Annotated in this window: 22 protein-coding genes and 1 pseudogene; 6 read left to right on the top strand and 17 right to left on the bottom strand. The window is 72.9% G+C overall.

All coding sequences use genetic code 11. From position 1 onward, the window contains the following. Nucleotides 1–152 precede the first annotated feature (152 nt). From AC067U_RS04670 to AC067U_RS04700, 7 genes and pseudogenes are all read right to left on the bottom strand, one after another. Entirely contained in the window at nt 153–893 is a 741-nt protein-coding gene (locus tag AC067U_RS04670) for a DUF3159 domain-containing protein (protein WP_478828128.1), read from the bottom strand. A 3-nt stretch (nt 894–896) separates the two neighbouring features. Continuing rightward, on the bottom strand, nt 897–1,316 hold the full coding sequence (locus tag AC067U_RS04675) for an OB-fold nucleic acid binding domain-containing protein (RefSeq protein ID WP_478828129.1): 420 nt from the start codon (nt 1,314–1,316) through the stop codon (nt 897–899). Nucleotides 1,317–1,359: 43 nt separating this feature from the next. Further along, nucleotides 1,360–2,046 (bottom strand): response regulator, encoded by a 687-nt coding sequence (locus AC067U_RS04680; RefSeq protein WP_478828130.1) that lies wholly within the window; start codon nt 2,044–2,046, stop codon nt 1,360–1,362. Next, a pseudogene (locus tag AC067U_RS04685) lies at nt 2,043–3,515 on the bottom strand (sensor histidine kinase); the annotation flags it as partial. The gene AC067U_RS04680 and the pseudogene AC067U_RS04685, both read right to left, overlap by 4 nt. A 118-nt stretch (nt 3,516–3,633) precedes the next feature. Continuing rightward, nucleotides 3,634–4,434, bottom strand: a complete 801-nt coding sequence (locus AC067U_RS04690; protein WP_478828131.1) for a DUF3710 domain-containing protein — start codon at nt 4,432–4,434, stop codon at nt 3,634–3,636. Nucleotide 4,435: 1 nt separating this feature from the next. Next, the gene (dut, locus tag AC067U_RS04695) at nt 4,436–4,972 is read right to left on the bottom strand and encodes a dUTP diphosphatase (protein WP_478828132.1); all 537 of its coding nucleotides are present in this window, start codon (nt 4,970–4,972) and stop codon (nt 4,436–4,438) included. Next, on the bottom strand, nt 4,972–5,556 hold the full coding sequence (locus AC067U_RS04700) for a PaaI family thioesterase (protein ID WP_478828133.1): 585 nt from the start codon (nt 5,554–5,556) through the stop codon (nt 4,972–4,974). The genes dut and AC067U_RS04700 overlap by 1 nt, the downstream gene beginning before the upstream one ends. Nucleotides 5,557–5,614: 58 nt before the next feature. Between AC067U_RS04700 and AC067U_RS04705 the strand changes: the two genes are divergently transcribed. Continuing rightward, nucleotides 5,615–6,103, top strand: a complete 489-nt coding sequence (locus AC067U_RS04705; protein ID WP_478828134.1) for a DUF3093 domain-containing protein — start codon at nt 5,615–5,617, stop codon at nt 6,101–6,103. A gap of 76 nt (nt 6,104–6,179) precedes the next feature. Here AC067U_RS04705 and AC067U_RS04710 read toward each other — a convergent pair whose 3' ends face one another. The 4 genes from AC067U_RS04710 to AC067U_RS04725 form a co-directional block, all read right to left on the bottom strand. After that, nucleotides 6,180–7,094 (bottom strand): hypothetical protein, encoded by a 915-nt coding sequence (locus AC067U_RS04710; RefSeq protein ID WP_478828135.1) that lies wholly within the window; start codon nt 7,092–7,094, stop codon nt 6,180–6,182. Between the two features lie 11 nt (nt 7,095–7,105). Beyond that, a complete protein-coding gene (locus AC067U_RS04715; RefSeq protein ID WP_365101946.1) occupies nt 7,106–7,402 on the bottom strand; it encodes a DUF4193 domain-containing protein in 297 nt (98 codons plus the stop codon). A gap of 382 nt (nt 7,403–7,784) precedes the next feature. Then, nucleotides 7,785–9,029, bottom strand: a complete 1,245-nt coding sequence (locus AC067U_RS04720) for a sensor histidine kinase (RefSeq protein WP_478828136.1) — start codon at nt 9,027–9,029, stop codon at nt 7,785–7,787. Nucleotides 9,030–9,034: 5 nt separating this feature from the next. Continuing rightward, entirely contained in the window at nt 9,035–9,688 is a 654-nt protein-coding gene (locus AC067U_RS04725) for a response regulator transcription factor (RefSeq protein ID WP_393578941.1), read from the bottom strand. 363 nt (nt 9,689–10,051) lie between these two features. Here AC067U_RS04725 and AC067U_RS04730 point away from each other — a divergent pair, with 363 nt between their 5' ends. Beyond that, nucleotides 10,052–10,219 (top strand): hypothetical protein, encoded by a 168-nt coding sequence (locus AC067U_RS04730; RefSeq protein WP_478828137.1) that lies wholly within the window; start codon nt 10,052–10,054, stop codon nt 10,217–10,219. Between the two features lie 91 nt (nt 10,220–10,310). On the opposite strand, the gene AC067U_RS04735 is transcribed toward AC067U_RS04730, so the two are convergent. After that, the gene (locus AC067U_RS04735) at nt 10,311–11,129 is read right to left on the bottom strand and encodes an inositol monophosphatase family protein (protein WP_478828138.1); all 819 of its coding nucleotides are present in this window, start codon (nt 11,127–11,129) and stop codon (nt 10,311–10,313) included. Nucleotides 11,130–11,140: 11 nt separating this feature from the next. Continuing rightward, a complete protein-coding gene (locus tag AC067U_RS04740; protein WP_478828139.1) occupies nt 11,141–12,295 on the bottom strand; it encodes a ferrochelatase in 1,155 nt (384 codons plus the stop codon). 182 nt (nt 12,296–12,477) lie between these two features. On the opposite strand from AC067U_RS04740, the gene AC067U_RS04745 reads away from it, so the two are divergent. The 3 genes from AC067U_RS04745 to sepH all read left to right on the top strand — a co-directional run bounded on the left by AC067U_RS04745 (nt 12,478) and on the right by sepH (nt 16,667). After that, on the top strand, nt 12,478–13,725 hold the full coding sequence (locus AC067U_RS04745) for an MFS transporter (RefSeq protein WP_478828140.1): 1,248 nt from the start codon (nt 12,478–12,480) through the stop codon (nt 13,723–13,725). Next, nucleotides 13,682–15,004, top strand: a complete 1,323-nt coding sequence (locus AC067U_RS04750; RefSeq protein ID WP_478828141.1) for a D-arabinono-1,4-lactone oxidase — start codon at nt 13,682–13,684, stop codon at nt 15,002–15,004. Before AC067U_RS04745 ends, AC067U_RS04750 begins: the two co-directional genes overlap by 44 nt. Before the next feature lie 622 nt (nt 15,005–15,626). Beyond that, entirely contained in the window at nt 15,627–16,667 is a 1,041-nt protein-coding gene (sepH, locus tag AC067U_RS04755) for a septation protein SepH (protein WP_478828142.1), read from the top strand. Between the two features lie 83 nt (nt 16,668–16,750). Here sepH and AC067U_RS04760 read toward each other — a convergent pair whose 3' ends face one another. Further along, the gene (locus AC067U_RS04760) at nt 16,751–17,587 is read right to left on the bottom strand and encodes a sulfurtransferase (protein WP_478828143.1); all 837 of its coding nucleotides are present in this window, start codon (nt 17,585–17,587) and stop codon (nt 16,751–16,753) included. Between the two features lie 191 nt (nt 17,588–17,778). On the opposite strand from AC067U_RS04760, the gene AC067U_RS04765 reads away from it, so the two are divergent. Then, nucleotides 17,779–18,555: a VOC family protein gene (locus tag AC067U_RS04765; RefSeq protein WP_478828144.1), complete on the top strand. Its 777-nt coding sequence runs from the start codon at nt 17,779–17,781 to the stop codon at nt 18,553–18,555. Nucleotides 18,556–18,584: 29 nt separating this feature from the next. Here AC067U_RS04765 and AC067U_RS04770 read toward each other — a convergent pair whose 3' ends face one another. From AC067U_RS04770 to AC067U_RS04780, 3 genes are all read right to left on the bottom strand, one after another. Next, on the bottom strand, nt 18,585–21,182 hold the full coding sequence (locus tag AC067U_RS04770) for an MDR family MFS transporter (RefSeq protein WP_478828145.1): 2,598 nt from the start codon (nt 21,180–21,182) through the stop codon (nt 18,585–18,587). A gap of 87 nt (nt 21,183–21,269) precedes the next feature. Beyond that, nucleotides 21,270–22,058: a methyltransferase domain-containing protein gene (locus AC067U_RS04775; protein WP_478828146.1), complete on the bottom strand. Its 789-nt coding sequence runs from the start codon at nt 22,056–22,058 to the stop codon at nt 21,270–21,272. Beyond that, nucleotides 22,055–23,017, bottom strand: a complete 963-nt coding sequence (locus tag AC067U_RS04780; protein ID WP_478828147.1) for a PLP-dependent cysteine synthase family protein — start codon at nt 23,015–23,017, stop codon at nt 22,055–22,057. The genes AC067U_RS04775 and AC067U_RS04780 overlap by 4 nt, the downstream gene beginning before the upstream one ends. Between the last annotated feature and the right edge of the window lies 1 nt (nt 23,018).

The following is a 23,018-nucleotide window of genomic DNA, read 5'->3' on the forward strand; positions in this document are numbered from 1 at the left end:
GGTGGGGGCCCCTCCCCCAGCCCCGTCTCCGCCCTCCCCCCTCCCAGGGGCGGGAAAAGCGGGGGAAAGAACGGAAGAAGACGGGGGGGGGGCAACCGTTGTTCCCCCCGCCCCTGTCTTCGTCGTCACCCGGGCGCCGGTGCGCCCGTGGGTCAGGACTCGCGCCGCTCGGCGCCGGCGGCGGCCGCCTTCCGGGCCCGCTCGGCCTCCTCCTCCGCCTCCATCTCGGCGAAGACGTCGATGGGCGGCGGGGCCTTCGCCAGGAAGACCCAGGTGAAGTACACGGCCAGCACCATCGGCGGCAGCTTCAGCGCGATCAGCAGCCAGCCCAGCTGGGTGGCGTCGCCCCACCAGTACAGCGGGAAGAGGATGGCGTACTTGGTGAGGAAGATGATGCCCCAGGCCAGGCTCGCCTTGGTGTAGGCCTTCTTGCGCCCCGGGTTCCGGGTGCGCCAGGAGAGGTTCTCCTTGAACACCGGCCCGAGGACCACGCCGAGCAGCGGGAAGCCGACCAGCGCGGAGAGCGTGAAGGCCACTCCGAGCCCGGCGCCGTAGATCATGCCCGGGAGGTAGAAGCCCTTGGCGGTTCCGGTGAAGAGGGCGAAGGCGACTCCGACGCCCACGCCGAAGACCCCGCTGAAGGCGTGCTTGACGGTGTCCCGCCGCAGCAGTCGCACGATCACCAGCAGGACCGCGACGGCGCCCGCCGCGATGGCGGACATCTTCACGTCCTTGTTGACCGTGTAGATCATCACGAAGAGCAGCCCCGGGAGCATGGTCTCGAGGGTGCCGCGGATGCCGCCGAAGGCATCGAAGAGGGCCGCCTGCGTCACCGCCTTCTGGTCGGCGGCGGCCGCGGCCTGCTCAGGGGTCGGCTTGTCCACTGACGTCACCGGCTAGTGCTCCTGTCCGAGCGGTCGGAGTTCGTACTTCGGGTTGAAGAGGACCCGGCGGCCGTGGCTCATCGAGATCCGGCCGGAGGCGATCATGCGCCGACCGGGCTCGATTCCCACGATCGAGCGACGTCCGAGCCACACCACGTCCAGTGCGGCCGAGCCGTCGAACAGCTCGGCCTCCAGCGCGGGGACGCCCGCTCGCGGCCGCAGGGTGACGGTACGCAGGGTGCCCGTCACCTTGACTATCTGGCGGTCGTGGCAGTCGCAGATCCGCGTGCACCCCGCGGCTTCTGCGTCCTCCTGCAGTTCCGCCGAATGCAGCTCCTCCTGGGTGGAGGACAGCCGCTCTATCATCCGGCGGAACCGGCCCGCCGGCTTCGCCGGTTTCGCGGGCTGGTCGGGACGCGGTTCAGCACTCATACAGGAAGCGTACCGGCGGCCCCCGGCGTCCCGAAGCCCCCGCCTACTTCTCGAAGCGGTAGCCCATGCCCGGTTCGGTGATGAAGTGCACGGGGTGCGCCGGATCCGTCTCCAGCTTCCGCCGCAGCTGGGCCATGTAGACCCGCAGGTAGTTGGTCTCGGTCCCGTACGAGGGCCCCCAGACCTCCTGCAGCAGCTGTTTCTGGCTGACGAGGCGCCCGCCGTTGCGGACCAGCACCTCCAGCAGGTGCCATTCCGTGGGGGTCAGCCGTACGTCGCGTCCGTCGCGCACCGCCTTCTTCGCGGCCAGGTCCACGGTGAAGCCGGCGGTCTCCACGACCACCTCCTCCCCGCCCGCCGAGGGCGCCGGCTCGGCCCGCCGGACGGCCGCGCGGAGCCGGGCCAGCAGCTCGTCCATGCCGAAGGGCTTGGTCACGTAGTCGTCGGCACCCGCGTCCAGCGCCTCGACCTTCTCGTCGGAGCTGTGGCGGGCGGAGAGCACCAGGATCGGGACCCGGGTCCAGCCGCGCAGCCCCTTGATCACCTCGACCCCGTCCATGTCGGGCAGCCCCAGGTCGAGGACGACCACGTCGGGGTGGCGGGCTGCGGCCAGCTCCAGGGCGGTGGCGCCGTCGGGGGCCGCGTCGACCTCGTACGCGCGGGCCTTCAGGTTGATCACGAGGGCGCGGACGATCTGCGGTTCGTCCTCGACCACGAGCACCCGGGTCATTGAGGTCCTGCTTTCTCTTGGTGATGTGTGTCAGGGGTGGCGGGGTCCGGGGCCGCGGCGCGGAGGGTCAGCACCATGGTCAGTCCCCCGCCGGGGGTGTCCTCGGCGGCCAGGGTGCCGCCGACGGCCTCGGTGAAGCCGCGGGCGACGGCCAGGCCCAGGCCCACGCCGGCCCCGCGGGGGGCGTCGCCGTGCCGCTGGAAGGGGTCGAAGACGCGTTCCTTGGCCTCGTCGGGCACACCGGGCCCACGGTCGACGATCCGGAGCTCCACACGGTCCCCGAGGGCGCCGGCGGCCACCGTGACGGGCCGGCCGGCGGGGCTGTACTTGACGGCGTTCTCCACCACGTTGGCGACGGCGCGCTCCAGCAGCCCCGGATCGACCTCCACCATCGGCAGGGTCTCGGGGAGGTCCAGCGTCACGCTGTCCGCCGGTACGCCGCCCAGCGCCATGGGGACCACCTCGTCCAGGCCGACCGGGCGGACCAGCGGGGTGACGGTGCCCGTCCGCAGCCGCGACATGTCGAGCAGGTTGCCGACCAGGTGGTCGAGCCGGTCGGCGCCCTCCTCGATGCCGGCGAGCAGTTCGGCGCGGTCCTCCTCGGACCAGTGGACGTCGTCGGAGCGCAGGGAGCTGACGGATGCCTTGATGCCGGCCAGCGGGGTCCGCAGGTCGTGGCTGACGGCGGCGAGCAGCGCGGTGCGGATCTTGTTGCCCTCGGCCAGCCGGCGGGCCCGGTCGGCCTCGTCGACCAGCCGCTGCCGTTCGAGTACGACGGCCGCCTGGGCGGCGAAGGCGCCCAGGACGCGCCGGTCCTCGGCGGGCAGCACCCGTCCCGACAGGGCGAGCGCCAGGTGCTCGCCGACCGGCACGCCGACGTCGGCCTCCTCGGGGCGGGCCGCCGGGTGCGGGCCCGCACTGCCGGCCGTGACCCAGGTGCCGAGGCCGCCGTCCCACTCCAGCAGGGCCGCCGATTCCATCGCGAAGGTCTCCCGGACCCGCTCCAGGAGGGCGTCCAGATCGGTCTCGCCGCGCAGCACGCTCCCCGCGAGGAAGGACAGGATCTCGGACTCGGCGCGCAGCCGCGCGGCCTGCTCGCTACGGCGGGCGGCCAGGTGGACCACGGAGGCGACCGAGGCGGCCACCCAGAAGAACACCACGATGGCGACGATGTTCTTCGGGTCGGAGACGGCCAGCCGGTGCACCGGCGGGGAGAAGAAGTAGTTGAGCAGCAGGGACCCCGAGGCCGCCGAGGCCAGCGCCGGCAGCAGGCCGCCCAGCAGGGCCGCGGCCACGGTGAGCGCCAGGAACAGGGGCATCTCGTCGGCCGGGCCGGGGTCGGAGTCGAGGTGCGTGAGCAGGAGTGCCAGCAGTGCCGGTCCGGCGGTGCCGACCGCCCAGCCGGCGGCGATCCGGGGGCGGCCTAGGAGGGCCCCGGTGCGGGTGGCGGGCAGTCCGCCGCGCTCGGCCGCCACCGTCTGTCCCATGCGCCCATTCTTGCGTACGGCGGCATCGGGTACGGCGACGGGCCGCACTCCCCGGGCAGGGGCGTACGGCCCGTCGGACGCACGGCGGGCTCCGGTCCGGTCAGCGGATCTCGGTGACCTCCGGGCCGCGCTCCAGCTGGCCCATGCCGCCGGAGAAGCGGGAGCCCTCCTGGTCCTCCGTCTGCACGCCGTCCGGCACCATCTGGGCATCGGTCGGCAGCTTCAGGACGATCGGGTCGCGCGGAGCCATCGGGCCCTCACCGCGGACCACGACGGTGTCGCGGAAGATGGTCTCCAGCAGCCCCGCGGACTCGGGCTGCACGGCGCCCTGGCCGGAGATCACACCGCGCAGGAACCAGCGCGGCCCGTCCACGCCCACGAAGCGCACCAGCTGCGCACCTCGGGTGCCGTCCGGCAGCGGGACCGGGACCTGCGCGCGGAGCTCCCAGCCCAGCGGGCCCTCGACCTCGTCGATGAGCCCGCCCTGCTGGGTGATGCCCGCGGCGATCTCGTCGCGGACCTCGCCCCAGATGCCCTCCTTCTTCGGGGCGGCGAAGGCCTGGAGCTGGATGGCGCTGTCGCGCAGCACCACGGTCGCGGCGACGATCGCGTCACCGGCGACCTCCACCCGCAGTTCCATGCCCTCCACACCCGGAACGAAGATGCCGCCGAGGTCGACCCGGCCCTCGGCCGGATCGCCGGGCACCTCGGAGACGTCCCACGGGCCGTCCGGCCGCGGGGCCGGCGGCAGGTTCACGCGACGCGGCCCGCCCGTGGCGGGCTCGGCGGCCTCGTCGGCCTCATCGGAAAACGTACTCTCCTCCGCCCCGACGCCGCCCGCGACCTGCTCGGCCGCGCCACCGTCCTTGACGGAGCTGTTCTTCTTGCGACGTCCGAACACGTCACTGTCCTTCCCGGTCGGATACGACCGAAGCGTAGCCATTCCCACCCTGCTGACCAGCGCCGTTTCCGGCCACAGCCGCATGACCACCGGTGGAGCCGAAACCCCCCTCGGCCCGTGCCGAGCCGGGAAGTTCCGCCACCTCGTGGAAGCGCACCTTCTCGACCCGCTGGACAACCAGCTGGGCAATGCGGTCGAAGCGCTCGAACCGGACGCTCTCGCGCGGGTCGAGATTGACCACGATCACCTTGATCTCCCCACGGTACCCGGCATCCACCGTCCCCGGGGCATTCACCAGCGCGAGCCCGCACCGGGCCGCGAGTCCGGAGCGCGGATGCACGAAGGCGGCGTAGCCGTCGGGCAGGGCGATGGACACCCCGGTGGGGAGCACGGCGCGCTCCCCGGGGGCGAGCTCGGCGGCCTGGGTGGTCACCAGATCGCAGCCGGCGTCGCCGGGGTGGCCGTACGCCGGAATGGGCACGTCCGGGTCGACCCGCTTGATGAGTACGTCGACGGGGGCGTGGAGGCTCTGGGCCATCAGGGATTCACCTCGAAGGCGCGGGCGCGCCTGACCTGGTCCGGGTCGGCCATGGCCGCCCGGATCTCCTCGGGCCGGCCGTTCTCGATGAAGTGGTCGACCTTGACTTCTATGAAGAGGGCTTCGGCGCGCACGGCGACCGGGCCCCCGGGGCTGCCTATCCGGCCGACGGCCATGGAGTAGATCTTCCGTCCGGCGACGGCGGTGACCTCGGCCGACAGGTGGAGCACGGTGTCCACGGGGACCGGGAGCAGGTAGTCGGTCTCCAGCCGGCCGGTGACGGCGATGACCCGAAGCAGCCAGTTCAGCGAGCCGAGGGTCTCGTCGAGGGCGGTGGCCAGCACCCCGCCGTGGGCGAGACCGGGGGCGCCCTGGTGGGCGGGCTTGACGGTGAACTCGGCGGTGACGCTCACGCCGTCCCCGGCCCGGGCCTCCAGGTGCAGGCCGTGCGGCTGCCCGGCACCGCAGCCGAAGCAGTGCTCGTAGTGCGCCCCGAGGAGTTCCCCGGGGGCCGGTGCGTCCGGGTGACGGACCGGCACCACGGCGTCGGCCGGGGGCGTCAGGCTTGGGTTTCGTCCACTCACAGGCGGAGACCTTACCCGCGCGGCTACCCGCGGGTCGCCCCGTGCCAAGCTTGGGGACATGCAGCATGCTTCCGCTTCCCCCGCGGGCCCGGTCACGGGCCACGACGAACGTCTGACCGCTCCCCGTGCCTGGTGGGGGATCTCGGTCCTGCTGGGGCTGGCCTGCGCCCTGATGCTGCTGCCTCTGGGGACCCTGCCGCTGCTGGCCGGCCTGGTCGGCGGCACCGCCCTGGCGGGACTGGCCACGAGTGCGTACGGCAGTGCTCGCGTTCGAGTGGTGAACGGGGTGCTGGCCGCGGGAGAGGCGCGGATCCCGGTCTCGGCGCTGGGCGAGCCGGAGGTCCTGGACGAGGAGCAGGCGCGCGCCTGGCGCACGTACAGGGCGGACACCCGGGCCTTCATGCTGATGCGGAGCTACGTGCCCACGGCGGTCCGGGTCGAGGTCACCGACCCGGACGATCCGACGCCGTACGTCTACCTCTCCACGCGGGAGCCGGCGGCCCTGGCGGCGGCGATCAGCGCGGCCCGGGCGGGTTCCGCGGGCTAGCCCGGCCTGCGGGCGGCTTCCGCCGGCCGGAGCCCATGGCGCGCTCCGGGGTCGGCGGGGACGGCCGGGACGGCGCTCAGGCCCGCGGGCCCGCCTCCGGTCCCTGCAGGGCCTTGGGGTCCTCCGGGCCGGGGCCGAGCGGCCGGTCGGGCCGTTCCAGCGGCGGGAGGGCGGACAGCGCATCCCACGGGACGGCCCGCTTCCGCAGGTCCGAACGGACCTTCTCGGCGAGTTTCCTGGTGTCGCGGCGGTTCATCACCGCGCCCACGGCCGCGCCCACCATGAACGGCATCAGGTTCGGCAGGTTGCGGAACATGCGCTTCACGATCTGCTGGCGCAGTTCGCGTTTCATCTGACCGCCGAGGGCCGCGTTGAGCGTGGTCGGCTTGGTCAGGTCGATGCCCCGCTCTTCCGTCCACGCGGTCAGGTACGCCATGCTGCGGTCCTTCAGACCGCCGGGCGGGCGCTGCCCGTAGACCTCGTGGAGCTCGGCGACCAGCTTCAGCTCGATCGCCGCGACTCCGGTGATCTCGGCGGCCAGCTCGGCCGGCATGGCCGGCGGGGCGGGCAGCATCGCGGCCGCGCCGATTCCGGCGCCCACGGCCGAGGACCCGTGGGCCGCGCCGGCGATCAGCTTGTCGGCCAGCTGATCGGGGCCCAGGCCCGGGAACTGGGCGCGCAGTGTCGCCAGGTCCCGTACCGGAACGCGCGGGGCGTTCTCGATGATCCGGTCGGCGATGTACCCCACCACCGCCCGGGCGGTCACGCCGCTCTTGCGCATACCGCTGCGGACCGCCTCCATACGGCGTCCGGCGGGCTTGCCCGCGTCCTCGCCGGGCAGTGCGGGCAGCGGGGTCGCGGCCCGCCCGGTGGACACGTCAGGGACGCCGGGGCCCGTCTCCGGGCCCGTGGCTTCCGTGTCCGTCTCCACCGCGTCACCCTGCTTGCGGAGCCCCAGGAACCGCTTACGGGACGGCGTCGCGCCTGTCACGGCCGGCAGCCTCAGTCGCAGTCGCGGCAGATGGGCTGGCCGTTCTTCTCGCGTGCCAGCTGGCTGCGGTGGTGCACCAGGAAGCAGCTCATGCAGGTGAACTCGTCGGCCTGCTTGGGCAGCACCCGGACGGCCAGCTCCTCGTTGGAGAGGTCCGCGCCCGGCAGCTCCAGGCCCTCGACGCCGTCGAAGTCGTCGTTGTCGATGACCGTGCCGGACTTGTCGTTGCGCCGAGCCTTGAGTTCTTCGAGGCTGTCACTGTCGACGTCGTCGTCGGTCTTGCGTGGGGTGTCGTAGTCCGTTGCCATTTTTCGCTCTCCCCCTCTGGGTGTTAGCGGTGTCTCAGCGCACGTAACGCGCGAGAGGCCGGACTTGTGCCCGACCTGAGGCGGAGATTTTGCCTCACATCAAGGTCTGTTACTCAATCGACACCCGGCCGCCCGCCTGAAGGGGCGATGGGCCGATATGTCGAGGCGGACCGTACACGGTTCGGAATCCTCCTGCACGGACGCCACCCCGAGTATTTTCCGCTGTTCGAGGTGCCGGAAACCCGTACTTTCCCGGGCGTTCCGGCACCCGGGAGATCACGGAACGTGCCGGGGCGGGCACTCGCCACTGTGATCGATCACACAGGGGTGCGGGTCACCGCCCGCTCCGGAATTCAGCCCGGAGCGAACACGGCGTCCTCCGTCAGATCGGCAGGGTGACACGCATCACCAGGCCACCGCCCTCGCGGGGCTCGGCGTGGATGCGGCCGCCGTGTGCGCGCGCCACGGAGCGCGCGATGGACAGCCCGAGGCCGACACCCTTGTCGCTGCCCGTTCGCTCGGTACGGAGCCGTCTGAAGGGCTCGAAGAGGTTGTCGACCTCGTACGCGGGAACCACCGGGCCGGTGTTCGAGACCACGAGCACCGCCTGGCCGTGCGTCACCTCGGTGACGACCTCCACCCAGCCGGCCTCGGGCACGTTGTACCGGACCGCGTTCTGCACCAGGTTGAGCGCGATCCGCTCCAGCAGCACGCCGTTGCCCTGGACCACGGCCGGGGCCCGCTCGCCGCGGATCTCCACGCCCAGGGCCTCGGCCTCGCCGCGCGCCTGGTCGATGGCGCGCGAGGCGACCTCGGCCAGGTCCACGGGCTTGCGCTCGACGATCTGGTTCTCGCTGCGGGCCAGCAGCAGCAGGCCCTCCACCAGCTGTTCACTGCGCTCGTTGGTGGCCAGCAGGGTCTTGCCGAGCTGCTGGAGCTCGACCGGGGCCCCGGGGTCGGAGAGGTGCACCTCCAGGAGGGTCCGGTTGATCGCGAGCGGGGTCCGCAGCTCGTGCGAGGCGTTCGCCACGAAGCGCTGCTGGGCGCTGAAGGCCCGTTCCAGCCGGTCCAGCATCTCGTCGAAGGTGTCCGCCAGCTCCTTGAGCTCGTCGTCCGGGCCGTCCAGCTCGATCCGCCGGGTCAGGTCGGAGCCGACCACCCGGCGGGCGGTCCGGGTGATCTTGCCCAGCGGCGAGAGCACCCGGCCGGCCATCGCGTAGCCGAAGGCGAAGGCGATGATCGACAGGCCGAGCAGGGCCATCAGCGACCGGCTGAGCAGGTCGTCCAGGGCGTGCTTGCGCTGGACGTCCATGCAGGCGGCGACCGCGTCGTTGAGCTCGCGGGCGGTCCGCACCAGGTCGACGGCCGGGCAGGTGCTGCTGGTGACCTTGACGTTCTCGCCGCCGACGATCTTGAACGGGACGGGGCTGCCGACGCGCATGGTCTGCGCGGCGAGCAGGTAGATGATCGACAGCAGCAGGATCCCGGCGATCAGGAACATCCCGCCGTAGAGCAGGGTGAGCCGTATCCGGATGGTCGGCCTCAGCCACGGGAAGGGACCCTCGGGCGGGCCGGGGTCCCAGGTCGGTTTCGGCGGTGCGGCGGGTGGCACGGGGGTCGTGGCCACGCGCGTCAGATCCGGTATCCGGAGCCGGGCACGGTCACGATGACCGGCGGCTCGCCGAGTTTGCGGCGGAGCGTCATCACGGTCACCCGGACCACGTTGGTGAACGGGTCGGTGTTCTCGTCCCACGCCTTCTCCAGCAGCTGCTCGGCCGAGACCACGGTGCCCTCGCTGCGCATGAGCACCTCCAGCACGGCGAACTCCTTGGGCGCCAGCTGGACCTCGCGGCCCTCCCGGAACACCTCGCGGCGGTTCGGGTCCAGCTTGATGCCGGCCCGCTCCAGGACCGGCGGCAGGGCGACGGTGGTGCGCCGCCCCAGGGCGCGCACGCGGGCGGTCAGCTCGCTGAAGGCGAACGGCTTGGGCAGGTAGTCGTCCGCCCCGAGCTCCAGGCCCTCGACGCGGTCGCTGACGTCGCCGGAGGCGGTCAGCATCAGCACCCGGGTGGGCATGCCCAGCTCGACGATCCTGCGGCAGACGTCGTCGCCGTGCACCAGGGGGAGGTCCCGGTCGAGCACGACCACGTCGTAGTCGTTGACGCCGACGCGCTCCAGGGCGGCCGCGCCGTCGTACACGACGTCGACGGCCATGGCCTCCCGGCGCAGTCCGGTGGCCACCGCATCGGCGAGCAGCTGCTCGTCCTCGACGACGAGTACGCGCACGTCGTTTTCCTTCCTCATGGGCCCGGGGCGGGCAGGGTCGATTCCCGCCCTACATCCTGCCCGTTTCGGCCGTAAACCGGCTGTAAGGCGGCGTACGGCGGCCGTACGGCCCGTTCGGGGCGCGGGCGGACCGCTCCCGGCCCGCCCGGGAGTGGTGGACCCCACGCGGACGTCAGGGGGAGGTCAGGCGGACGCGATGCGGAGGTGATGCGAAGGTACGGCGTACGTGAGGCGGACGTGAGGATTCCCTCGCTTCACGAGGTTTCTGGGGCCGACGTGCTGGGGAGGACGTCTGCACACCCCGATCAGCCGATCACCTACCTCCCGGACACCTCCGTGCCACGAAGAGGGGGCGCAACCACCATGGACGCATTCACCGCAGGACTTCTGCAGCGGATCCGCACCACCCAGTCCGACCTGGACCGGGCCCGCCAGTCGGGCGACGACTTCCTGGCGGAGGTCGAACAGGGCGAACTGGAGGACCTCCACCGCCTCGCGGCGGAGTACGGCGTGCACGTCAACGCCGCCTGACCCGCTTCGCCTCACGGCGGGGCCGGCCCACCCTCGGGGGCGGACCGGCCCCGCCGCCGTCTTCCCGCCTCCCGCGAGGGCTGCCGCGGGGTCAGTCGTGCCAGGCGCCCGCCGCGTCGAGCAGCGGCTGCAGCGAGGCGAACACCGCCGGGGTCGCCGCGATCGCGAGCTCGCCGGAGGCCGGAGCGCCCGGCCTGCCCCCGGTCAGCGCGCCCGCCTCGCGGGCGATCAGCTCGCCCGCCGCCAGGTCCCACGGGTTCAGGCCGCGCTCGTAGTAGCCGTCCACCCGGCCGCAGGCCACGTCGCACAGGTCGACCGCCGCGGACCCGCCCCGCCGGATGTCCCGTACCAGCGGGATCACCCGCGCCACGACCTCCGCCTGGCGCACCCGCCGCTCCTGCAGGTAGCCGAAGCCGGTGGCGACCAGCGCCCGGTCCAGCGGCGCCGCCGGACGGCAGGACAGCCGTACGCCGTCCAGCCAGGCCCCACCGCCGAGCACCGCGTGGTACGTCTCCCCGCGCATCGGGGCGTACACCGCGCCCACGACCGTCTCGCCCCGGTACTCGGCCGCGATGGACACCGCCCAGCTCGGCAGGCCGTAGAGGTAGTTCACCGTGCCGTCCAGCGGGTCCACGACCCACCGCACGCCGCTGGTGCCCTCGCTCTCGGACCCCTCCTCGCCGAGCAGCCCGTCCTGCGGCCGGTGCCCGGCCAGGAAACCGGTGATCAGCTTCTCCGCCGCGATGTCCATCTCGGTGACCACGTCGACGGCGCTGGTCTTGGTGGCGGCCACGGACAGGTCGGCCGGACGGCCGTCCCGCAGCAGCTCGCCCGCCCGCCGGGCGGCCTCCAGGGCCAGCTCCAGCAGTTCCCGCTTCAGTGCCTCGCCGGCCGTGTCCCGGTTCGTCACGCCGCCGCCCCTCACGCGTACGGGCTGTCGTCGCCGGCCGCCGCGGGGCGCGGCTCACGCGCCGGGCAGCAGTCCACCGCGCAGCGGTCCTGGGACGCGCCCAGCATGCCCGCCCAGCACCGCTCCACGGGTTCCCCGCGCTCGACCGCGGCCCGCTCCAGCACCAGGTCGCGCACGGCCTCGGCGAAGCTCGGGTCGGCGCCCACGGTCGCCGAGCGGCGGATCGGCAGCCCCAGCTCGGCGGCCTTGGCGGTGGCCTCGGTGTCGAGGTCGTACAGGACCTCCATGTGGTCGGAGACGAAGCCGATCGGGATCATCACCACCGCCGGGGCGCCGGCCTCGTGCAGCTCCTCCAGGCGGTCGCAGATGTCCGGCTCCAGCCACGGGATGTGCGGGGCGCCGCTGCGGGACTGGTAGACGAGCTCCCAGGGACGCTCCACCCCGGTGAGCTTGACGACCTCGTCGACGATCACCTCGGCGACGTCCAGGTGCTGCTTGACGTACGCGCCGCCGGCCCCGCCCTCGGTGTGGTCCTCGACCGGGCCGGAAGTGTCGGCCGCGGCCGTCGGGATGGAGTGGGTGGTGAAGACCAGGTGGGCGCCGTCGCGGACCTCCTCGGGCAGCGACTCCAGCGAGGCCAGCACCCCGTCGATCATGGGTTCGATGAAGCCGGGGTGGTTGAAGTAGTGCCGGAGCTTGTCCACCCGCGGCAGCTCGTAGCCCTCCGCTTCCAGCAGCGCCAGCGCGTCGGCGAGGTTCTCGCGGTACTGGCGGCAGCCCGAGTACGAGGCGTACGCGCTGGTCGTGAGGACGGCGATGCGGCGGCGCCCGTCGGCGGCCATCTCGCGCATCACGTCGTTCAGGTACGGGGCCCAGTTCCGGTTGCCCCAGTACACGGGGAGGTCCAGGCCGTGCTCGGCGAAGTCCTTGCGCAGCGCGTCCAGCAGTTCCCGGTTCTGCGCGTTGATCGGGCTGACCCCGCCGAACCCGAAGTAGTGCTGTCCGACCTCCTTGAGGCGCTCCCGCGGGATGCCCCGGCCGCGGGTGACGTTCTCCAGGAACGGCACGACGTCGTCGGGTCCCTCGGGGCCGCCGAAGGACAGCAGCAGGAGGGCGTCGTAGGGGCGGGCGGATCCGCCTTCGGGGTTCGGGCGCTGGTCAGACATGTCTGGAATCCTGCCACCCGCCACCGACCGGCGGTAACCGGCCCGCACGGAATCCCGTAGGTAAGGTAAACCTAACTTCGACACCCGTTCACCTTGATCCCGCTGCCTGGACAGCCCGTGCGCCCGTGACCGGGCGAACGTAATCTGTTCGGATTGACCACGTCCCTTACGGAGGGCACCCCTTGCCCAGTCCCTACCGCGCGATATTCGCCGCCCCCGGCACCACGGCGTTCACCACCGCCGGGTTCATCGGGCGGCTGCCGCTGTCCATGGTCGGGGTCGGCATCCTGACGATGATCTCGGAGTTCACCGGCCGCTACGCGCTGGCCAGTGCCCTCACCGCCACGCTCGCGCTCTCCGCCGCGGCGGTCGGGCCCCAGGTCTCCCGGCTCGTCGACCAGTACGGGCAGCGGCGGGTCCTGCGGCCCACCGCCCTGGTCTCGTTCCTCGCCGTCGCGGGCCTGGTCCTGGCCGCCGCGGGCGGCCTGCCGGACTGGACCTACTTCGTCTTCTGCGTGATCGCCGGCTGCGTGCCGAGCGTGGGCTCCATGACCCGGGCCCGCTGGACGGCCATCTACCGGGACACGCCCCAGATGCACACCGCGTACTCCTTCGAGTCCGTGGTGGACGAGATCTGCTTTATCTTCGGCCCGATCATCTCGATCACCCTGTCGACCGTCTGGTTCCCCGAGGCGGGTCCGCTGCTGGCCGCCGCCTTCCTCCTGATCGGCGTGTGGTGGCTGACCGCGCAGCGCGCCACCGAGCCGGCGCCGCACCCGCGCGTCGAGCGGACCGACAGGACCTCGGCGCTGCGCTCCCCCGGCCTGCAGGTCCTCACCCTCACCTTCGTGGCCACCGGCGCGATCTTCGGTTCGATCGACACGGCCACGCTGGCGTACGCGGAGGACCTGGGCCACAAGAACCTCACCGGGATCGTCCTGGCGATCTGGGCCTTCGGCTCCATGGTGGCGGGGATCGTCTTCGGCCTGCTGAAGCTCAAGGGCCGGGCCGAGCCCCGCTGGGTGCTGGGCGTGCTCGCCATGGCCGTGAGTATGATCCCCCTCCTACTGGCCGGGAACTTGCCGTTTCTGGCCGTGGCGCTCTTCGTCTCGGGCCTCGCGATCGCTCCCACGATGATCACCACGATGGCCCTGATCGAGAAGCACGTACCACGCGGGAAGCTGACCGAGGGCATGACCTGGATCAGCACCGGCCTGGCGGTCGGCGTCGCGGCGGGGTCCTCCCTGACCGGGATGGTCGCCGACGCCTCCGGCGCGCGCAGCGGATACGTGGTCTCCATCTCGGCGGGGGCGGCCGCGGCGGCGGTGGCGTTCGCGGGTTACCGCCGGCTGACGAGGCCGGCGCAAGGGGAGGAGCCCTCTACCGATGGGGACGGCGACAGCAGCGAAGTACGGGACCGAGTGGCGTAACTGGGCGGGCAACGTCAGCGCCACACCCGCCCGTGTGGTGACTCCGGCCTCGGTCGGGGAGCTTCAGGAGGTGGTCCGCCGGGCCGCCGAGGACGGGCTGCGGATGAAGGCGGTCGGCACCGGCCACTCCTTCACCGCGGCCGCCGTCACCGACGGCGTCCTGATACGGCCCCAGGCCCTGGCCGGCATCCTCGCGGTCGACCGGGAGGCCGGAACGGTCAAGGTGGGCGCGGGAACCGCGCTCAAGGACCTCAACCGGGCGCTCGCCCGGGAAGGCCTGTCGCTGACCAACATGGGCGACATCATGGAGCAGACGGTGTCGGGCGCGACCGGCACCGGCACGCACGGCACCGGCCGGGACTCCGCCTCCATCGCCGCGCAGATCCGCGAACTGGAGCTGGTCACCGCCGACGGCACCCTGCTCACCTGCTCGGAGAAGGAGAATCCCGAGGTCTTCGCGGCCGCCCGGATCGGCCTCGGCGCCCTGGGCGTGGTCACCGCGATCACCTTCGCGGTGGAGCCCCTCTTCTTCCTCACCGCCCGTGAGGAGCCCATGGGCTTCGACCGGGTGACCGCCGAGTTCGAGCAGCACTTCGCGGAGAACGAGCACTTCGAGTTCTACTGGTTCCCGCACACCGGCAACTGCAACACCAAGCGGAACAACCGCAGCGCGGGCCCGGCCGCCCCGCCCGGCGCGGTCAGCGCCTGGGTCGAGGACGAGCTGCTCTCCAACGGCCTCTTCCAGGCCGTCAATTCGCTGGGCCGCGCGGTCCCGGCGACCATCCCCTCCATCGCCCGGATCGCCAGCCGCGCGCTGTCCGCCCGCACCTACACGGACATCCCGTACAAGGTGTTCACCAGTCCGCGCCGGGTGCGGTTCGTGGAGATGGAGTACGCCCTCCCGCGCGAGCGGATCGTCCCGGCGCTGCGCGAACTGAAGGACATGGTGGACCGGTCGGATCTGCGGATCAGCTTCCCGGTGGAGGTCCGCACCGCTCCGGCGGACGACATCGCGCTGTCCACCGCGTCCGGGCGGGACAGCGCCTACATCGCCGTCCACATGTACAAGGCGACGCCCCACCAGGCCTACTTCACCGCGGCCGAGCGCATCTTCACCGCCCACGGGGGCCGGCCGCACTGGGGGAAGCTGCACACCCGGGACGCGGAGTACCTCGCTGGGGCGTACCCGCGGTTCGGCGAGTTCACGGCGCTCCGCGACCGGTTGGACCCGGAGCGCAGGTTCGGCAACGACTATCTGCGGCGGGTGCTCGGGGACTGACCGGGGAGCGGGCCGCCCGCGACCCGGAGCTCCCGGTCCGGCGGTGTGCGGCCCGCGTCCCGTGCCGTTCCCTGACCCTTCCTCAACTCCACGACGGCTCTTGCTCCCCGGCCACGGTGGTCGCCTCGGCGGCCGCCGCGGCAGTTGCTGACAGATGGGCGAAGCAGATAGTTCCACTTCTGTGGATCCTGTGAATCCGGACACCCCGAATCGACCCTGTCCGCAGGCATATCGCCCCCGGCGGGACCGTAACCCCCCAGCCCCCGGACAAGTTCGGCGGCGCGGCGGTCCACCCAGGTGGCCCGAATGGAGTACTGTGGCGAGCCCTGGGACCGTCCGTCCTCACGGATGTCCGGACCCGGGAGAGGGGGCCGACGATGGAGAAACGGCGCTCGAAACCGGCGGTGACGCACTATCGCACGGGTTCCTGCTGCGCAGAGTGACCAATCGGTCACTGTGAGTGGCCAACAGGTAACCGTGCCATAACGGCGATCAAGGGCGCATGCCCGACACGCCGGTTTAACTCGGCAAGGTTGTGGCAGGCTGCACCCGGGCAGGCCACACTCGACTAGCGGAAGCAGCGACGCACGTGACGTCGGCAGGCACCACCCGGGAGGTCCCCATGCCCGAACTGCGTGTCGTGGCCGTCTCCAATGACGGCACACGACTGGTTCTCAAGGCTGCGGACAGCACGGAGTACACGCTTCCGATCGACGAACGGCTGCGGGCGGCGGTGCGGAACGACCGTGCCCGGCTGAACCAGATCGAGATCGAGGTGGAGAGCCACCTCCGCCCGCGGGACATCCAGGCGCGGATACGTGCCGGTGCCTCCGCGGAGGAGGTCGCACAGCTCGCCGGCATCCCCGTCGACCGCGTCCGCCGCTTCGAGGGACCGGTCCTGGCCGAGCGCGCCTTCATGGCCGAACGCGCCCGGAAGACCCCCGTACGGCGCCCGGGTGAGAACACCGGACCCCAGCTCGGCGAGGCGGTGCAGGAGCGGCTGCTGCTGCGCGGGGCCGACAAGGACACCGTGCAGTGGGACTCCTGGCGCCGCGACGACGGCACTTGGGAAGTGCTGCTGGTCTACCGGGTCGCCGGCGAGCCGCACTCGGCGAGCTGGACGTACGACCCGCCGCGCCGGCTGGTCGTGGCCGTGGACGACGAAGCCCGCTCGCTGATCGGCGAGTCGGACGACCTGCCGTCCGCACCGGAGCCGACCTTCCCCTTCGTGCCGCGGATCGCGCGACTGCCGCGGGACCGGCCGTTGGACCGTGCGCTGGACCGCCAGCTCCCGGCGATCGCACCGGCTCCGCCGCCCGAACCGGAAGAGGAACGGGACTCGCTGACCAGCCTGTTGGAGGCGGTGCCCAGCTTCCGGGGCGACCTGGTGGTGCCGGAGCGGCCCGCCGCGGCCGCGGCCGAGCCGTACGCGGAGGGCGCCGAGGAGGCCGAGGAGGCCGCCGCCCCGCCCGCGGCGTCGGCGGGCGCGGGCTCCGCCTACGCGGACGTCCTCATGCCGCGCACGGTGGCGGGCCACCGCGACCGGCTGACCGGCACCACGGACCGCCAGGCCGAGGCGGACGGCGTCCGCCCGGGCCGCCGCGCGGCGGTCCCCAGCTGGGACGAGATCGTCTTCGGCACCCGCCGCAAGAAGCAGGAGTAGCGGGAGCGGGCAGGACAGCCGTCCGCCCGGCGCGCACCACCGCGCCGGGCCGGTGCGGGCCGTGCCCGCACCGGCCCGGACGGCTACTGCGGGTCGGGGCCGACCGCGACCGGACGGGACTCGTCCGAGGACCACTCCGACCAGCTGCCCGCGTACAGCGCGGCCGGGATGCCGGCGACCTCCAGCGCCAGGACCTGGTGCGCGCCCGAGACCCCCGAGCCGCAGTACACGCCCACCTCGGTGTCCGCCGCGGCACCCAGCGCCCCGAAGCGCTCGCGCAGCTCCGCCGCGGGCAGGAAGCGGCCGTCCGTGCCGACGTTCTCCGTCGTCGGGGCCGACACCGCGCCCGGAATGTGACCGCCGACCCGGTCGATCGGTTCGACCTCGCCCCGGTACCGCTCCCCCGCCCGCGCGTCGAGCAGCAGGCCCGAGCGGGCCAGCGCGGCGGCGGCCTCGGCGTCCAGCAGCCCCACCGCACCAGGCTGTGGCTTGAAATCACCCTCGGCCGGAGCCGGTACCTCCGCCGACAGTGCGCCGCCCGCCGCCGTCCACGCGGCCAGTCCCCCGTCGAGGACCCGCACGTTCGGGTGACCCGTCCAGCGCAGCATCCACCACGCCCGGGCGGCCGCCCAGCCCAGCCCGCCGTCGTACACGACCACGGGCGTGTCCGCGCCGACGCCGGCCCGCCGCATCACCGCCCCGAAGGCCTCCGCGTCCGGCAGCGGGTGCCGTCCGCCCGCCCCGGGCGGACCGGCCAGTTCCCGGTCCAGGTCCACGTACACGGCCCCCGGCAGGTGCCCGGCCTCGTACTCCGGCCGCAGGTCGGGCCCGCCCAGCTGCCAGCGGACGTCCAGGAGCACCGGCGGCCGGGAGCCCGCCAGCTCGGCCGTCAGTTCGGATGCAGAGAGGATTGCAGTCATGGCTCCATCCTCCACCCCCGCCCGTACCACGTGTAACAAGGACGACATCGACGGGCCGCAGTGATTCGGTCATCTCCGCGCCGCCACCGGAAAACCCGGCCCGGTCGAGGCGCGGGACGGCCCTCGGAGTGGAAGCATCAGCCCCACAACCGACGCGGCGGCGACGGCGGCACGACGGAGGAGACAGGGCGATGACCGACCAGGCGGAGACGCGGCGCGCCCCCGGCACACCGTGCTGGGTGAGCCTGATGGTGCACGGTCTCGGCACGCAGGAGGATTTCTACGGCGCCCTGTTCGGCTGGGAGTTCGCGCCCGGCCCGGAGCCCTTCGGCCCGTACGTGCGGGCGCTGATCGACGGCAAGGAGGTGGCCGGCATCGGGCAGCTGCCGCCGGACCACAACCTGCCGGTGGCCTGGACGACGTACTTCGCGACCGACGACGCCGACGAGACGGCGGAGACGATCCGCGGCTGCAGCGGCACGGTGGCGGTGGGCCCGCTGGACGCGGGCAACGCCGGCCGGGTGGCGATCTGCTCCGACCCGGTCGGCGCGGTCTTCGGCATCTGGCAGGCCGCCGCGCACATCGGCACCCGGCTGACCGGGGTGCACGGCACCCCGGCGTGGAACGAACTGGTCACCCGGGACACCTCGACGGTCGGCAAGTTCTACCAATCGGTTTTCGGCCATGAGCCGGAGGCCGTGGTCTCGGCCGACTTCGACTACCTGACCCTGCACGTGTCGGGCCGGCCGGTCGCCGCGGTGCACGGGGTGGGGCGCGCCCTGCCGCACGACCGCGGCGCGCACTGGATGACGTACTTCGAGGTCGACGACACCGACGTGGCCGCGGAACTGGCCGCCGACCTCGGCGGGCGGGTCCTGCGGCCGCCCCACGAGACCGCGAACGGCCGGCTGGCCGTGGTCGCGGACCCGGAGGGCTCGATCTTCACGATCGTCCGCAGCGAACGCTGATTCCCCGCGGGGGGCCGCGGCGGGTGCCCTCAGCGCACCGCCGCGGGCACCTGCCCGGCGTCCGCCGAGGGCGCCCGGGGAGCCTTGGCGGTGACCAGCAGGCCTGCGGCCAGGGCTGCCAGGAGCAGGCAGCCGGCCGCCCACCAGAGGGTGCCGGTGTAGCCGTTCAGCAGGGCGAGGCCGGGTGACTTGGGGTCCCAGTCCCGCATGCGGGCGTTCAGGACGCTGCTGAGCAGGGCCGCGCCGAGCGTTCCGCCCGCCTGCTGGACCGCGGTGACGGCCGCGGCGGCCGCGCCGGAGCGCTGCGGGGCGACGCCTGCCGTGCCGGTGGCGAGGAGCGGTGCGAAGGCCGTGCCGGTGCCGAGGCCCAGGAGGAGCATGCCGGGCAGTACCCCGGCCGCGTAGGACGAGGCGTGGGAGGAGAAGGACTCCCGGCCGGTCGTCAGCAGGACCAGTCCGACGGCCGCGGCCAGCAGGCCCGCGACGGCAAGGACACGGGGCCCGGTGCGGTGCAGCAGGCGGGCGGAGACCTGGGTGGAGCCGACGACGACGGCGGCGGCCATGGGCAGCATGGCGGCCCCGGCCAGGGCCGGGGTGTAGCCGAGGGCGCTCTGCAGGAGGAAGACCAGGGGCGGGAACGCGGCCATGGTCCCCGCCCCGGCCAGGAACAGGGCGAGGAAGCAGCCGAGGCGGACGTGCGCGGGGACCCCCTGCGGTGCGGAGGGGCCCTGCGCTGCGAGGCCGCCGTGCGGCGCGGGTGACGGGCGCGAGGTCCGGCACTGCCACCCCAGGTAGGCCGCGAAGAGGCTGCCGCCGGCCACGAGCAGGCCCAGGTTCACCGGCTCGGTCCAGTGGTCCGGCTGGGCCGCGGTGAAGGCGAGGGTGAGGACGAGGAGTCCGGCGGTGCCGAGGATCGCGCCGACCCCGTCGAAGCGGCGTTCGGGGCCGCGGCCGTGGCCGTGGCCCTCGCGCACCAGGGTGAGCGTGCCGATCAGGGCGATCACGGCGAGGAGGACGAGGACGTACAGCGCCGCCCGCCAGCTCAGGGCCTCCATGAACCAGCCGCTCGTGAGGAGGCCGAGGGCCGAACCGCCGCCGGCGATCGCGGCGTAGACCCCGAAGGCCCTGGCACGCTCCTTCGGGTCGCGGAAGCCGGCCGTCACCAGGGCCAGCGCGGACGCCGTCACCAGCGCGGCGAAGGCTCCCTGGGCGCCACGGGCCCAGAGCAGCATGCCGGAGTCGCTCGCCGAGCCGGTGACCACGGAGGCCACCGCGGACCCGGCCAGCCCGACGAGCAGCAGGGTCCTGCGGCCGACGAGGTCGGCGAGGTGGCCGCCGAGGACCAGCAGGCCCGCGAAGGCGAGGGTGTAGGTCCTGAACAGCGGGGCCAGGTCCTCCGAGGGCAGGCCCAGGTCGGCCTGGACGGCGGGCAGGGCGCTGTTGAAGGTCGTCGCCTCGATCAGCACCAGCAGCTGGGCCAGGGCGATCGCCACCAGACCCCACCAGCGCCTGGGGTGGGGCGGCGGCACGGCCGGGCCGAAGGCGTGGGGCGGGCCGAAGCCCGAGTGGGCGGGTGCCGTCGGTGGAGCCGGTGGCGTCGGAGCGTACTCGGGCGGCGGAGGTGCCTGCGGGGACGGCGGCGGGGTCCGGGGCTGTGCGGGTACCCGGGGGTCCTGCGCCACGGCGGGCCCTCCGGCCTCGCCCCCGGCCCGTATCTCGGGAGCGAAGTCCAGCAACTGTGCCGCATGGCGACCCAGTTGGGCCAGCACCGGGCCCGGCAGCCATTCCGCGTCCCGGTCCCCGGGCCCCTCGGCCGCGGTGCGTTCGGCCACCTGTCGCGGGGTGGGGCGGCCGGCCGGGTCCTTGGACAGGCAGGCGCGGACGAGGTCGAGCAGGCTGTCCGGGACGCCGGTGAGGTCCGGCTCCTCCTCGGCCACCCGGAAGAGGTGCGCGTTCAGGCCGGTGTTCCCGGCGCCGAAGAGCATGCGCCCGGTGGCGGCGTGGACGAGGACCGCACCCAGGCAGAAGACGTCGCTGGCGGGGGTGAGTTCGAGGCCGCGGACCTGTTCGGGCGACATGAAGCCGGGAGAGCCGATCAGCATGCCCGTGTGGGTGTGCAGGCTGTCCGGTCCGAGGGTGTCCATCGCCCGTGCGATGCCGAAATCGATGACGCGGGGGCCGTCGACGGTGACGAGGACGTTGGACGGTTTGAGATCACGGTGGATCAGACCCGCTCCGTGCACGGCCTCCAGGGCGAGGGCGAGGCGGTTGGCGAGGATCCGGAGCGTGTGCTCGGGCAGCGGGCCGTAGTCCTCGGCGACCACGGTGTGCAGGTCGGGTCCCGGGATGTACCGGGTGGCCACCCAGGGCACGGCGGCCTCGGGGTCGGCGTCGAGCACGGACGCCGTCCAGCTCCCGTCCACCCGTCGCGCGGCGGCCACCTCGCGCGCGAAGCGTCTGCGGAACTCGGGGTTCTGGGCGTGCTCGGCCTGGACGACCTTCACCGCGACCGTCCGGCCGCCTTCGGAACGCCCCAGATAGACCAGGCCCATACCGCCCGCGCCCAGGCGGGCGATCAGCCGGTACGGGCCTATGCGAGCCGGGTCTTCGGCCGTCAGTTGATCCACAGCAGCACGATAGCCCTGCCGTCGGACCGGGGCAGGGCTATTGTCCGAGCGGGCTGTGCGGAATCCGGTGAACGCGGCATCCCCGGCTCAGGAAGGCTTCGTGGCGGTGAAGAGGTACCGGTTCAGACTGAAGAAATAGTCGTGGCCGAGTCCGCGCAGGTCGTTCGACCAGGCGTCGACCTCGTCATCGGTCAGTACGCCGCGCCCGACCACGTACGAGGCGACGATGTCGATCAGGCCCGCGCTGTACGTGTCGTGCCGGTAACCGACGTTGAGCAGCGGTATGACCAGCGGTGGGGAGGTCTCGAAACCGGCCCGGCGCAGAGCCGGGAGAAGGGTGCGGGGAAGGTGCGGATCGGCGAGGTGCCGATCCCACGCGGCGAGCATCCGGGCCATCCGCGGCCGGTCGCCGGAGTGCCACACGAGGGACTCCCAGTCGGTGTCCAGCACCGCGATCCGACCGCCCGGCACGAGCACCCGGTGGATCTCGGCAAGAGCGCCTGGCACGTCCACGACGTATTCCAGGACCTGCGTCGACACCGCCACGTCGACGCTCGCGTCGGCGCACGGCAGGTGATCCGCCGCCGCGGGTCGCAGGTCGACCTTCGCCCCGCCCGGCACGACGGCCCGGGATCGGGCCAGGGCCAGCATGCTCCCGCTCACGTCGACGCCGATGACCTGACCGCGTGCGCCGACGGCCGAGGCCATCTCCGCGGCCAGCAGACCCGGTCCGCACCCGATGTCGAGCACCCGCTCGCCGGGCCGCAGCCGGAGGGTGTCGAGGACGGTGCTGCGCTGCGCGACGACATCCGGTGTGCGGTAGGTCCGCTCGATCCTGCGGGCCTCTTCCGCGTCGAAGGTGAGCATGCCGGTCATGAGGTGCTCCTCGGGTGAGTGGTCCCGCCGGGCTCCGCGAGCTCGGCGAGATAGTCCTGGGCGGAGTCGTAGGCAAAGGTCAGGATCCGTGTGCCGGGGCGGCAGGTCCGGGCGCGGGTGAGTGCGGCGACCACGTTCGCCGCGGAGGACAGACCGACCGCGAGGCCCTCGACCCGCATCAGGGTCCGCATCATCGCCGCGGCCTCTTCCTCGGTGACGACGATCTCCTCGTCCATGAGCGTGACGTCGAGATTGGCGGGCACCAGTCCGACGGCCAGGCCCTGCAGCCGGTGCGCGGTGAAACTGTTCCGGGTGAAGGAGCATCCCGGAGGCACGACGGCGGCGATCCGCAGATCCGGTCTGTGCCGGCGCAAGGTCCGGCCGATTCCGGTGAGGTGCCCGCCGGTCCCGACGCCGGCGATCATCAGGTCCGGCAGCTCGCCGGAGAACGCCTCCACCAGCTCGACGGCGGTGGTCCGGTCGTGCACGTCCGGGTTCGCCGGGTTGGCCTGCTGGTTGAGCAGGATCCAGTCCGGGTGCGCGAACTGCAGTTCCATCGCCTTCTCACCGTGCGAGTTGCCGCCCAGCCGGTGATCGGACAGCACGATCTCGGCGCCGAACGCCCGGAGGAGCCGTTGCTTGGCCGGGCTGTAGTTGTCCGGGATGACGAGGACCAGCCGGTATCCGAGAGATGCGGCGACCATCGCGAGCCCGATGCCGGTGTTCCCACCGGTGGGTTCGAGGATGGTCTGCCCGGAGCCGCGGACGAGGAGCCCCTCGTGCTCGGCGGCCAGCACCATGTTGAGCGCGATCCGCGCCTTGTGGCTTCCGCCCGGGTTCAGCATCTCCAGCTTCAGGTACACCGTCCGGTCCAGGCCGGCGGTCAGCCGCCGCAGTTCGAGCAGGGGCGTCCGGCCGATGAGGTCCAGCACCGACGAGGCGATCACGGGCGTGACCATG

It is taken from the genome of Streptomyces sp. NPDC043853, assembly GCF_056436025.1.

Bases quoted from the DNA above. Each gene is read 5' to 3' on its own strand.
- AC067U_RS04675 (WP_478828129.1), bottom strand. From the start codon at position 1,316: ATGAGTGCTGAACCGCGTCCCGACCAGCCCGCGAAACCGGCGAAGCCG.
- dut (WP_478828132.1), bottom strand. From the start codon at position 4,972: ATGGCCCAGAGCCTCCACGCCCCCGTCGACGTACTCATCAAGCGGGTC.
- AC067U_RS04705 (WP_478828134.1), top strand. From the start codon at position 5,615: ATGCAGCATGCTTCCGCTTCCCCCGCGGGCCCGGTCACGGGCCACGAC.
- AC067U_RS04760 (WP_478828143.1), bottom strand. From the start codon at position 17,587: ATGACTGCAATCCTCTCTGCATCCGAACTGACGGCCGAGCTGGCGGGC.
- AC067U_RS04750 (WP_478828141.1), top strand. From the start codon at position 13,682: ATGGGGACGGCGACAGCAGCGAAGTACGGGACCGAGTGGCGTAACTGG.
- AC067U_RS04730 (WP_478828137.1), top strand. From the start codon at position 10,052: ATGGACGCATTCACCGCAGGACTTCTGCAGCGGATCCGCACCACCCAG.
- AC067U_RS04740 (WP_478828139.1), bottom strand. From the start codon at position 12,295: ATGTCTGACCAGCGCCCGAACCCCGAAGGCGGATCCGCCCGCCCCTAC.
- sepH (WP_478828142.1), top strand. From the start codon at position 15,627: ATGCCCGAACTGCGTGTCGTGGCCGTCTCCAATGACGGCACACGACTG.
- AC067U_RS04780 (WP_478828147.1), bottom strand. From the start codon at position 23,017: ATGGTCACGCCCGTGATCGCCTCGTCGGTGCTGGACCTCATCGGCCGG.
- AC067U_RS04680 (WP_478828130.1), bottom strand. From the start codon at position 2,046: ATGACCCGGGTGCTCGTGGTCGAGGACGAACCGCAGATCGTCCGCGCC.
- AC067U_RS04765 (WP_478828144.1), top strand. From the start codon at position 17,779: ATGACCGACCAGGCGGAGACGCGGCGCGCCCCCGGCACACCGTGCTGG.
- AC067U_RS04715 (WP_365101946.1), bottom strand. From the start codon at position 7,402: ATGGCAACGGACTACGACACCCCACGCAAGACCGACGACGACGTCGAC.
- AC067U_RS04775 (WP_478828146.1), bottom strand. From the start codon at position 22,058: ATGACCGGCATGCTCACCTTCGACGCGGAAGAGGCCCGCAGGATCGAG.